The organism is Oceanicola sp. S124, from assembly GCF_000220565.1.
Lineage (GTDB): Bacteria > Pseudomonadota > Alphaproteobacteria > Rhodobacterales > Rhodobacteraceae > Pseudooceanicola.
On the sequence record NZ_AFPM01000235.1, the window covers coordinates 1 to 11,393 of the forward strand.

General features: G+C 67.1%; 12 protein-coding genes. 5 read left to right on the top strand and 7 right to left on the bottom strand.

Annotation, left to right across the window (positions count from 1 at the left end):
- The 3 genes from OS124_RS0116320 to OS124_RS0116330 form a co-directional block, all read right to left on the bottom strand.
- The coding region (locus OS124_RS0116320; RefSeq protein ID WP_010140869.1) for an ATP-binding cassette domain-containing protein at positions 1 to 429 on the bottom strand (429 nt) is incomplete at its 3' end.
- 85 nt (positions 430 to 514) lie between these two features.
- A complete protein-coding gene (locus tag OS124_RS0116325) occupies positions 515 to 1,288 on the bottom strand; it encodes a phosphate/phosphite/phosphonate ABC transporter substrate-binding protein (RefSeq protein WP_168161480.1) in 774 nt (257 codons plus the stop codon).
- Between the two features lies 1 nt (position 1,289).
- Positions 1,290 to 1,784: a tellurite resistance TerB family protein gene (locus tag OS124_RS0116330; protein WP_010140871.1), complete on the bottom strand. Its 495-nt coding sequence runs from the start codon at positions 1,782 to 1,784 to the stop codon at positions 1,290 to 1,292.
- A gap of 321 nt (positions 1,785 to 2,105) precedes the next feature.
- Here OS124_RS0116330 and OS124_RS0116335 point away from each other — a divergent pair, with 321 nt between their 5' ends.
- Positions 2,106 to 2,633 carry a hypothetical protein gene (locus OS124_RS0116335; protein ID WP_138919570.1) on the top strand — a complete coding sequence of 176 codons (528 nt, stop codon included), beginning with the start codon at positions 2,106 to 2,108 and terminating at the stop codon, positions 2,631 to 2,633.
- 22 nt (positions 2,634 to 2,655) lie between these two features.
- Here the strand turns inward: OS124_RS0116335 and ppk2 are convergent, their stop codons facing one another.
- Positions 2,656 to 3,588 carry a polyphosphate kinase 2 gene (gene ppk2 / locus OS124_RS0116340; RefSeq protein ID WP_010140873.1) on the bottom strand — a complete coding sequence of 311 codons (933 nt, stop codon included), beginning with the start codon at positions 3,586 to 3,588 and terminating at the stop codon, positions 2,656 to 2,658.
- A gap of 332 nt (positions 3,589 to 3,920) precedes the next feature.
- Between ppk2 and OS124_RS0116345 the strand changes: the two genes are divergently transcribed.
- Complete coding sequence (locus OS124_RS0116345) at positions 3,921 to 5,216, top strand: MFS transporter (protein WP_010140874.1); 1,296 nt, start codon at positions 3,921 to 3,923, stop codon at positions 5,214 to 5,216.
- Positions 5,217 to 5,593: 377 nt separating this feature from the next.
- Here the strand turns inward: OS124_RS0116345 and OS124_RS0116355 are convergent, their stop codons facing one another.
- The 3 genes from OS124_RS0116355 to OS124_RS0116365 form a co-directional block, all read right to left on the bottom strand.
- Entirely contained in the window at positions 5,594 to 7,237 is a 1,644-nt protein-coding gene (locus OS124_RS0116355; RefSeq protein ID WP_010140875.1) for a CTP synthase, read from the bottom strand.
- A gap of 243 nt (positions 7,238 to 7,480) precedes the next feature.
- Complete coding sequence (gene secG, locus OS124_RS0116360; RefSeq protein ID WP_010140877.1) at positions 7,481 to 7,843, bottom strand: preprotein translocase subunit SecG; 363 nt, start codon at positions 7,841 to 7,843, stop codon at positions 7,481 to 7,483.
- Positions 7,844 to 8,091: 248 nt separating this feature from the next.
- Entirely contained in the window at positions 8,092 to 8,493 is a 402-nt protein-coding gene (locus OS124_RS0116365; RefSeq protein ID WP_010140878.1) for a DUF6524 family protein, read from the bottom strand.
- Between the two features lie 374 nt (positions 8,494 to 8,867).
- Between OS124_RS0116365 and OS124_RS0116370 the strand changes: the two genes are divergently transcribed.
- The 3 genes from OS124_RS0116370 to OS124_RS0116380 form a co-directional block, all read left to right on the top strand.
- Positions 8,868 to 10,163 (top strand): adenylosuccinate synthase, encoded by a 1,296-nt coding sequence (locus OS124_RS0116370; RefSeq protein ID WP_010140879.1) that lies wholly within the window; start codon positions 8,868 to 8,870, stop codon positions 10,161 to 10,163.
- Between the two features lie 228 nt (positions 10,164 to 10,391).
- Positions 10,392 to 10,643, top strand: a complete 252-nt coding sequence (locus tag OS124_RS0116375) for a DUF2842 domain-containing protein (protein WP_010140880.1) — start codon at positions 10,392 to 10,394, stop codon at positions 10,641 to 10,643.
- A 39-nt stretch (positions 10,644 to 10,682) separates the two neighbouring features.
- Positions 10,683 to 11,393 (top strand): MFS transporter (locus OS124_RS0116380; RefSeq protein ID WP_010140881.1); only part of this gene is annotated, 711 nt, incomplete at its 3' end.

Consider the following 11,393-nt stretch of genomic DNA (forward strand, 5'->3'; position numbering starts at 1 on the left):
GCCGATGCCGACCTTTTCCAGGTAGGCGCGGGCCTTGGGTTCGACCTCGGAGCGGTCGCGGCCCATGACGGTCAGCGGCGCTTCCATGACATTCTGCAGGATGGTCATGTGGGACCACAGGTTGAACTGCTGGAAGACCATCGACAGGTTGGTGCGGATGCGCAGCACCTGCCGGGCGTCGGCGGGGCGGCGGTGGTGGCCTTCGCCCTTCCAGCGCACGGATTCGCCCTTGAACAGCACCTCGCCCTGCTGGCTGTCTTCCAGCAGGTTGGCGCAGCGCAGCAGGGTGGATTTGCCCGAGCCCGAAGACCCGATGAGCGAGATCACATCGCCCCGATGCGCCGTCAGCGACACACCCTTGAGCACTTCCAGCGCGCCATAGGCCTTGTGAAGGTCCCGAATTTCGATAACCGGAGGGTTCTGGCTCACGTGTCCCCCTGAGCGCCTTTGCCTTGGATTGACAGGGATTAGGACCCGAAACGGATCGGGAAATCAACACGTGTGATGGGTGACTTCACGACAGGACAGGGCCGGGGGGCGCGGGCGGCGGTGGAACGGCGAAATATTCGGCTTCATCCAGGTGCAGCAGACGGGTGATGCCGAAGGCCCGGCGTGCCCCGGGCGCGATCCGGGGCAGGGCGGCCGCAAGGGCGCGGGCCAGGGGGGCGGGATCGCGCCCGGCAGCAGTGATGATCGGATGCGCGGGGGTGGGCCGGGTGCGGTCGAGCATGCGCAGGCGGGCGGCCGTGAGATCCCCCTCGGCGCACATGAGCGACCAGGTGACAAGGTCGATGGCGGCCAGGTCGGCGCGCCCCGTGGCAACGGCTCTGGCCGAGGCGCGATGTGCGCTGGTGAAACGCACCGGGCCAAGGGGCACCCCGGCGGCGGCGAAGTGAGCGGACAGCGCGGCCCAGCCGGACTGGCTGACGGGCTCATTGGCCGCCGCGGGACGGCCCGCCAGCTCTTGCAGGTCGCGGGCCGGGTCATCGTCCCGCACCACGATGACCGAGCGGTAGTGCCCCGGCGGCGTCTGCGGCAGCGCGGGATCGGTGGTGCCGACATAGGTCACGCGACCTTTCAGGCGGCTGCGGAAGGGCAGGCCGCAGGTCTGTCCCAGCAGCAGGTCGGGGCTTTCCCAGAGATCGAAGAGATCCGGCGCCTCCTGGGTCAGGCTTTCGGGGCCATGGCCAAGCCTTGCCCGCACCTCGTGCCAGAGCTGCTGCAACGGGCCCCGGGTGAGGGGGCCGAGGTACATCGGCAGGGTCGCTATCCCGCAGGGGCAGGACACCTCAGCTCCAGGGGCCGGGGGATCCGCCGCCACCGGGCAGAGCAGGACCGCCAGGCGCCGGATGCGCTGCGGCGCGCTGGCGGGCGCGGGCGCTGTCCTGGTCGGTGATGCCGAGCAGGGACGTGACGAGGCGCAGCAGGGCGTCCTCTTCCGGGTCGCGTTCGCCATCGGCCAGCACCACCTGCCAAAGCGCCTCGACCACCGCCAGGCGGTTCTCGTAGGGGACGGAATCCTTGATGGCGCGGGTGAAGCGGACGGTGTCGGGGGCCTGCCCCTCGAGCGTCTCGGCGTCGCCCAGCAACGCCTGTGCCGCGGCCTGGTCGAGGCCGTAGCGCGTTGCCAGGATCAGCCCGATCGAGCGGCGCTCGCCGGTGTCATAGGTGCCATCGGCCCGGGCCACGCGCACCAGCAGCGCGGCCAGGGCCAGGCGGGCATCGCCCTCGTCGAGCGGATCGGGGCGGGGCGCGGTGAGGCGGGACAGGAAATCTCCGAACATGAGGCCGGATATACTCCGCCGGGCGACGCCCGCCAATCCGATCCTGCACAGGTAAGGCCATTGTGACCGACGCGGTGCCCGGGAACCCGTGCCCGGTGGGGGCGCCTCAGGGGGCGTCATTGCAGCCATGCCCGCCGCATGGACCGTCGATGGGCGCGGGCACTCCGGATCTCCATTGATTGGAGGACCCCGAACGGGGGGAATGCGGCGCGCATTGCCAATTGCCGCCCGCTATTGTCCCGCATTGGTCATATTTGTGACCAAGTTCCCACCCAATCTGCTGCCAGTGAGCATTATCGTGTGGGACCGGGAGTGCGCTGAATGCCGTCATTAGCTCGGATAGATTGGGTCGAATCCACCGCCTCCGAGCGGCTGGAGGCCCTGCGCCGTGCGACGGGCCGTCAGGTATGTGCCATGGCCCGCGCGGTGGAATGGGACAGCGACTGCCACGAGGTGATCGGCTGGATCTCGGCGCAGATCTGCGTCGACCTGGGATCCGCACTGACCCTGTTCATGAATGCCGGCCCCGAAGCCTACAACAAGATCCCGCGCCAGGATGTCTGCGGCGAGATGCAGAGCGTCTGCACCCAGCTGGATGTGCTGTGCCAGCGGATCAACGCGGGCTTCTACCTGCCCGATCCGACCCGCCAGATGATCGGGGCCGAGCGCCTGACCGCCTGGATGGAGGCCCAGGCCCAGGACATCCGCATGGGCCAGGCGGGACGCTGGCAGCTGAGCCCGGTGATCGTCGCCCCGATGATGGCGGGCAGCGGCCACAAGGGCCGCCGCCGCCCGAAGACCCGCAGCAAGGGCCTTCTGGGCAAGCTGATCTCTCCGCTCTTCGCCTGATCGGCGCGCACGCCCCGCCGCGTCAGTATTTCGACGGCACGTAAAGCTCGGGCGGCAATACCGCGCGTTCGTAATCGGAATTGTAGATCCGTTCCGGCAAGGCGACCTCTTCCTGTTGCACGTCCTCGTAGGGGAAAAGAGTCAGCAGGTGGTCCATGCAATTCAGCCGGGCGCGTTTCTTGTCATTGCCGGGCACGATGTACCAGGGCGCTTCGGGGATATTGGTCCGGGCGAACATTTCCTCCTTGGCCTTGGTGTATTGTTCCCAGCGGACGCGCGATTGCAGGTCCATGGGCGAGAGCTTCCATTGCTTCAGCGGATCGTGAATGCGGATCAGGAAGCGCATCTGCTGTTCCTCGTCGGTGATCGAGAACCAGTATTTCACCACCCGGATCCCCGAGCGCACCAGCATGCGCTCGAATTCCGGCACGTCGTCGAAGAACTGCTGCACCTGGTCCTCGCTGGCAAAGCCCATGACGCGCTCGACCCCGGCGCGGTTGTACCACGAGCGGTCGAACAGCACGATTTCGCCCCCCGCCGGCAGGTGCGGCACGTAACGCTGGAAGTACCACTGCGACTTCTCGCGTTCCGAGGGGGCGGGCAGGGCGACGGTACGCACCACGCGGGGGTTCAGGCGCTGGGTGATGCGCTTGATCACCCCGCCCTTGCCGGCGCTGTCCCGGCCCTCGAAGATCACCACCACCTTTTCCTTGTGGTGGATCACCCAGTCCTGCAGCTTGATCAGCTCGGACTGCAGGTGCAGCAGGTCGCGGAAATACTGCGGGCGCGGGATGGAGGGGCCATGCGCCTTGCGGTAGATCTCGCGGATCTTCATCGACAGCACGGCATCTTCCAGCTCGATCTCGTAGTCCTCGTCGAGCGTGTCCCGCAGCTCGGCCTCAAGCCAGTCGTCGGCCTCGGGCGTGTCGTCTGGGGTCGGAATGTCCTGGGCCATGGTGTCCTCGATCACAGGGGCGGCAGCGCTGCCGCGGAAAGGCTGGCATGGCCGGGGCCATGAGAGTCGGTCTTTGCTTAAATCACGGAATTGTAACGGTTCCTTGGCGAGGCGCCCAGATGCCGGGTTGGCCTCGGGCAGGTCCCGGGCCGGCACAGGCAGGAGCGCGCCGAGCGAGTTGCCTTGATCAACAGATATGCGATGTCATCAACCCCGCCATGAGTGTGTCTAAAATTACCGGATTTTCCTTCATCTCGCAGTTTTGTTGCGCTAGGGGCGGGCTTCGCCGGGTCGGGAGGGGGACCGGCGCCACGACCTGATTGGAAAGACAGATGACTGACACGACCTCCATGCCCAAGGCGGCGGCCGAGGCGACGCCCCTGAACCGGCCCTCGCGGGTTCTGCTGGCAAGCCTGATCGGCACTACCATCGAATTCTTCGACTTCTACATCTACGCTACTGCCGCCGTGCTGGTCTTCCCGGCACTGTTCTTCCCCGGGGAAGACGCGACGACGGCGCTGCTGGCCTCCTTCGCCACCTTCTCGATCGCCTTCTTCGCCCGTCCGCTGGGCGCGGTGGTCTTCGGCCACTTCGGCGACAAGGTGGGCCGCAAGGCGACGCTGGTGGCTGCGCTGCTGACCATGGGGATCTCGACCGTCATCATCGGGCTGCTGCCGACCTATGCCCAGATCGGCGTCGCGGCGCCGGCGCTGCTGGCGCTCTGCCGCTTCGGCCAGGGCTTCGGGCTGGGTGGTGAATGGGGTGGCGCGGTGCTGATCGCCACCGAGAACGCCCCCGAGGGCAAGAAGTCCTGGTACGGCATGTTCCCGCAACTGGGCGCGCCGGTCGGCCTGTTCCTGTCCTCGGGCCTGTTCTCGATCCTGCTGGCCTTCATGAGCCGCGACGACCTGCTGGCCTGGGGCTGGCGCATCCCCTTCCTGTTCTCGATGGTGCTGATCGCCATCGGCCTCTGGGTGCGCCTCTCGCTGGCCGAGACCCCGGCCTTCCAGAAGGCCATCGAAGAGGAAGAGCGCGTTGCCGTGCCCTTCGTCGAGATCTTCCGCAACCACAAGCGCAGCCTGTTCCTGGGTACCTTCGTGGCGCTGGCGACCTTCGTGCTGTTCTACATCGGCTCTGCCTACCTGCTGAGCTACAACGTCAAGGTGCTGGAAATGTCGCTGCCCGAGGCGCTGCGCATCCAGCTCTGGGGCGCGGTGATCTTCGGCATCTTCATCCCCGTCGCCGGCAAGCTGGCGGACCGGATCAGCCGCTTCACCCTGCTGCTCTGGGTGACCGTGGCGATCGGGGTGTTCTCCTTCGCGCTGGCACCGCTGCTGTCGGGCTCGCTGGCCGGGGTCTACGGCTTCGTCACCCTCGGCATGGCCCTGATGGGCATCACCTACGGCATCATCGGAGCGGTGCTGGCCGCGCCCTTCCCGACCTCGGTGCGCTACACCGGCTCGTCGCTGGCCTTCAACTTTGCCGGGATCGTGGGCGCCTCGCTGGCCCCCTATATCGCGACCTGGCTGCAGGCCAGCTACGGCATGGCCTACGTGGGCTACTACATGCTGCTGGCCGCCGTGATCACCCTGGTCTGTGTGCTGGCCATGGGGCGCGAGAAGGTCTGAGCGTCCATCATCCGGACTGCGAAATGCGAAAGGGCCGCCCTTGGGGGTGGCCCTTTTGCTGTCTGAGGGAAGCTGTCGGTGCGGCGATCAGAGCACGAACTGCACGATGGCGAGGACGATGACGACGAGGCCGACCAGGTAGATGATTGCATTCATGACGTTCTCCTTTGCGGGATCGGGCAGCTGTTGGGTTCGTCGACCTAACGGTTTGTCCGGCCTGCCGGTTCCCTTGCCGGTGCATCGCGCACCGCCGGGAGCGTCTGGAGAGGGCCGAGGCATGGTGGATTGTCATCCACCCTACGCACACCGGCACCGGAGGGTGCGAAAGGCGTAGGGTGGGTGCAACCCACCTGTGCCGGCCTGCGGCGCGCGCGGGCTCAGACCAGCCGCGAGACCTCTTTGGCCGCGCGCACGAAATCGGCAAACAGCGGATGCGGCGCGAAGGGCTTGGACTTGAGCTCGGGGTGGAACTGCACGCCGATGAACCAGGGATGGTCCTTGACCTCGACGATCTCCGGCAGGCGGCCGTCCGGCGACATGCCCGAGAAGGTCAGCCCGCAGTCTTCCAGCTGATCGCGGTACTTGATGTCGACCTCGTAGCGGTGACGGTGGCGCTCCTCGATCTCGGTTGCGCCATAGACCTCGGCCACCTTGGAGCCCTCGGCCAGATGCGCGGTATAGGCGCCAAGACGCATGGTGCCGCCCTTGTCGTCATCGACCTTGCGCTTCACGGCGTGGTTGCCCTTCACCCATTCCTTGAGGTGATATACCACCGGCTCGAAGCGCTTCTGGCCCGCCTCGTGGTCGAATTCCTCCGAGCCCGCGGCCTCGATCTTGGCGAGGTTGCGCGCGGCTTCGATCACGGCCATCTGCATGCCGAGGCAGATGCCCAGGTAGGGGATCTTGCGGGTGCGGGCGAACTCGGCCGCCTTGATCTTGCCTTCCGTGCCGCGCTCGCCGAAGCCGCCGGGAACCAGGATGGCATGGAAGCCTTCCAGGTGAGGGGCGGCGTCCTCGTGGTCGAAGATCTCGGCGTCGACCCATTCGACATTGACCTTGATCCGGTTGGCCATGCCGCCGTGAACCAGCGCTTCCTTGATCGACTTGTAGGCGTCTTCCAGCTGCGTGTACTTGCCGACGATGGCGATCTTCACCTCTCCGTCGGTCTTGTGGATGCGGTCCTGAACATCCTGCCAGACCGTCAAGTCGGGCTTGGGCGCGGGAGAGATGTTGAAGGCATCCAGCACCGCCTGGTCCAGCCCCTCGCGGTGATAGGACAGCGGCGCCTCGTAGATCGACTTGAGGTCATAGGCCGCCACCACGTGCTCCTTGCGCACGTTGCAGAAAAGGGCGATCTTCTCGCGCTCCTTCTCGGGGATCGGCTGTTCCGAGCGGCAGACCAGGATGTCGGGCGCGATGCCGATGCTCTGCAACTCCTTGACCGAGTGCTGCGTCGGCTTGGTCTTCAGCTCGCCGGAAGCGGCCAGGTAGGGCAGCAGGGTCAGGTGCATGAAGATGCATTCGCCGCGCGGCTTGTCGTGGCTGAACTGGCGGATGGCTTCGAAGAAGGGCAGGCCCTCGATATCGCCGACAGTGCCGCCGATCTCGCAGAGCATGAAATCCACCTCGTCATCGCCGACCGAGAGGAAATCCTTGATCTCGTTGGTGACATGGGGAACCACCTGGATGGTCTTGCCCAGGTAGTCGCCACGGCGCTCTTTCTCGAGAACGTTGGAATAGATCCGGCCGGACGAGACGCTGTCGGTGTTGCGCGCGGCAACCCCGGTGAAGCGCTCGTAGTGGCCGAGGTCCAGGTCGGTCTCGGCGCCGTCGTCGGTCACGAAGACCTCGCCGTGCTCGAAGGGCGACATGGTGCCCGGATCGACGTTCAGATAGGGATCCAGCTTGCGCAGCCGGACCGAGAAGCCGCGCGCCTGCAGCAGCGCGCCCAGGGCAGCCGATGCGAGGCCCTTGCCAAGGGACGACACGACGCCGCCGGTGATGAAAACATATCTGGCCATGGATCTGGGGCTCCCGTGGAATACTCAAGCGCGGTTGCGCAATAGATCACCTTTGCGGCCCGAAGAGGGCAGCATCACGGGATTTGACCGATAGCAGATTCGCCCGGCTCTGGCAACAGCCAGCCGCTAGATGCTGGGTAACGCAGCGTTACCGTCGCAAGGTGTAGTGGGTTCTGAAGGGGGAAGGTCCCGGGCCGGGCGCGGGGGCGCCCGGGCGGTGTCTTCCGGCGGTTCCCGGTCCGGTCAGTCGGCCGAGGGGGTCAGGGTATTGCTGCCCGAGGCGCCCGAGGGCGGGGGCAGCAGGCCGTCGGGATCGGCGGCTGGGGCTTCGGTGCCGGTTTCCGCTGCCGGCGGCGGGGCCAGGCGGTCGAGAACCGAAGAGCCGGCGGATTTCTCTGCGGCGACGATGGTCAGCGCCAGCGAGGTGACGATGAAGGCGCCGGCCAGCACCCAGGTGACCTTGCCGAGCGCGGTGGCCGCTGCCCGCCCGGTCATCGCGCCGCCGCCACCCATGCCGAGGCCGCCGCCTTCGGAACGTTGCAGCAGCACCACGCCGATCAGCGCCAGCGCGAGGATCAGGTGGACGATCAGGACGACGTTTTCCATGTACTCAGCTCGTTTCGGTCGAGGGCGCGCGACCGGAGGCGGCGCCTGGATGTCTGGGGTCTTGGCGGCGGCAGAGCGCCATTCGGCGGGTATCTAAGCCACGCGGGGCCGCGCCGCAACCCCGAATGGCCGTTGCGGCGGGGGCGGGCAGGGGGCTGCGCCCCCGCGGTCACGCGCCGGGCCGGGCCCTTGGCGCCCTGCGCGCGCCCGGGCCAGCGGGCCGGACGCGGCGACAGCGCCTTTCGGTCTCAGCGGTCGTCGTCGACGTCGTCCATGTCGACCTGCCCCGAAAGGCGGCGACGGATCAGCGACCAGCTCAGCCCGATGCCTAGCACCAGCGACAGCGAGACGATGCCGATCCAAAGCAGCGAGTTGCGGTTCTCGAGGCCGAGCAGGCCGAAATCCGACAGTACCCAGATCAGCGCGGCGGCAATGGCCAGCACCAGCCCCATGCCGAAGACCCCGATCGAGCGCAGGGTGGCCCGCAGATAGATCACGTAGCCGACGAAGAGAAGCAGCCCGAACAGCACCGTGACCGACATGAAGTCGGGCCAGTTCGTCATGATCCAGGTGACATAATTGTATTCGGTCGGGTTGTAGGTGGCGGCGATCAGCACGAAGGCCACCAACCAGCGCGTCAAGAACCCCATCAATGTCCCCCTTGAATATGGTTCCGGCAAATGCCCCTGCCCGGTTGGCCCGGGTTCGGATTCTTCAAAGTCTTGCAAGTGGCCGATGATGTGCCCTTTTCGGTGCTCCCTGTCCAGCCAAACGCCCGGGAATGGTTCCTTTGTCGCGTTCGGCAAGTCAGCTCGCTTGCCGCCGGGGCAGGGGGCTCCCCCGTTCCGGGGGGCGTCGCCTGGCGCCGGCTCCCGCTTGGCGGGGATTGGCGGGCGCTTCCGGCGCGGCGCAGATTCGGGTTTCTTCCGTCCGGCCCCTTCGCTATACCGGCGCGGGTTTGGGCCCTGCGCTGAGGCGCGCGCCCGTCACGCAGCCAAGTCAGACAAGTCAGAAAGGACCGGACATGGCCAATGTCGTAGTCGTCGGTGCCCAGTGGGGCGACGAGGGGAAAGGCAAGATCGTGGACTGGCTCTCGGAGCGCGCCGATGTGATCGCGCGTTTCCAGGGCGGACATAACGCCGGCCATACGCTCGTCATCGACGGCAAGGTCTACAAGCTGAACGCGCTGCCCTCGGGCGTGGTGCGCGGCGGCAAGCTGTCGGTCATCGGCAACGGCGTGGTGCTGGATCCCTGGCACCTGGTCGGCGAGATCGCCAAGATCCGCGAGCAGGGCGTCGAGATCAGCCCCGAGACCCTGATGATCGCCGAGAACACGCCGCTGATCCTGCCGCTGCACGGCGAGCTGGACCGGGCGCGGGAAGAGGCCTCCTCCAAGGGCACCAAGATCGGCACCACCGGTCGCGGCATCGGCCCCTGCTACGAGGACAAGGTGGGCCGTCGCGCGATCCGCGTCGCCGACCTGGCCGACCGCGCCACGCTGGAAGCCCGCGTCGACCGCGCCCTGACCCACCACAATGCGCTGCGCGCCGGGCTGGGTCTCGAGGCCGTCGACCGCGACGCGCTGATCGCCATGCTGGACGAGATCGCCCCCGAGATCCTGCAATACGCCGCCCCGGTCTGGAAGGTGCTGACCGAGAAGCGCAAGGCCGGCAAGCGCATCCTCTTCGAGGGCGCGCAGGGCTCGCTGCTGGACATCGACTTCGGCACCTATCCCTTCGTCACCTCCTCGAACGTGATCGCGGGCCAGGCGGCCACCGGCGTCGGCATCGGCCCGGGCTCGATCGACTTCGTGCTGGGCATCGTCAAGGCCTACACCACCCGCGTCGGCGAAGGCCCCTTCCCGACCGAGCTGCAGGACGAGACCGGCCAGCGCCTCGGCGAGCGGGGCCATGAGTTCGGCACCGTGACCGGGCGCAAGCGGCGCTGCGGCTGGTTCGATGCGGCGCTGGTCAAGCAGACCTGCGCGGTCTCGGGCGTCAACGGCATCGCGCTGACCAAGCTCGACGTGCTGGATGGCTTCGAGACGCTGAAGATCTGCACCGGCTACGAGCTGGACGGCAAGCGCGTCGACTACCTGCCGACCGCCTCCGACCAGCAGGCCCGCTGCACGCCCATCTACGAGGAAATGCCCGGCTGGAGCGAATCCACCGAAGGCGCCCGCAGCTGGGCCGATCTGCCGGCCAATGCGATCAAGTACGTCCGCCGTGTCGAAGAGCTGATCGAATGCCCGGTGGCGCTGCTCTCGACCAGCCCCGAGCGTGACGACACGATCCTGGTCACCGATCCCTTCGCGGACTGATCCCGGTCGGGTAGGGGGCTCTGCCCCCGTCGCCGGAGGGCGACCATGCTAAAGGGGTAGGGGGCTCCGCCCCCGTCCCGGCAAGCCGGGCCTCCCCCGCAGTATTTTCAGCCCTCGGATAGATAGAAGGGCCTCTTGCTTCCATCCGACGGCTTCAAATACTGCGGGGGGAAGCGCCGCAGGCGCGGGGGGCAGAGCCCCCACCACCGACACCCAAAGGAGACCATCATGGCACTGAGTTACAAGGCCCGCCGGCGCTGGTCGCTTCTGGTCCTGATCATCGGGCTGCCGCTCTATATCGTGGCCTGCGTGACGGTGATGAACTGGCTCGGCCGCCCGCCGATCCTGGTCGAGCTGCTGGTCTATGTCGTCCTCGGTGTGCTCTGGGCCTGGCCGCTGCGCGCGGTCTTCCGGGGCATCGGCCAGGCCGATCCCTCGGAGGTGGCGCAGGGGGATGCAGAGGGCGACGGAAAGGCCTAGAACGGCAGCGGGGAGGATCGCGACCCAACAGGAGACCGCATGTCCGTCCGCACGCCGCCGCATCTGGCCACCCTCATCATCCTGACCGGCAGTGCCGTCCTGACGATCAACATGTTCGTGCCCTCGCTGCCCGGCATGGCGCGCGACTTCGGCGTCGACTATGGCGCGATGAGCATGGTCATCGGGGCCTACCTCGTGGTCACGGCGATCATGCAGCTGCTCTTTGGTCCGCTCTCGGACATGGTCGGGCGGCGCCCGGTGATGCTGGGCGGAGTCGCCGTCTTCACGGTTGCCTCGGCAGTCTGCGCGCTGACCTCGGATATCACCGTGTTCTGGATCGGACGCATGCTGCAGGCGGCGGCCACCGTCGGCGTTGCCCTCAGCCGGGCCGTGCTGCGCGACCAGTACGACCCGCGCGAGATCGCCCGAAAGATGTCCACGGTCTCGATGGTCATGGCCGTGGGTCCGCTGGTCGGCCCGGCGCTTGGCGGGGTCATCGACGAGATCTTCGGCTGGCGCGGCAACTTCGTCTTCTACACGGGGCTGGGCCTTGCGGTGCTGATCCTCGCCTGGGTCGACCTTGGCGAAACCCACCACAGCCGGGGCGCCGGTTTCGCCGCCCAGTTCCGCGCCTGGCCCGAGCTGCTGCGCTCGCCGCGCTTCTGGGGCTATGCGATCTGCTGGAGCTTCTCGATCGCCACCTTCCACGTCTTCGTCACCGCCGCCCCCCTGGCCTTCTCGACGGCCTTC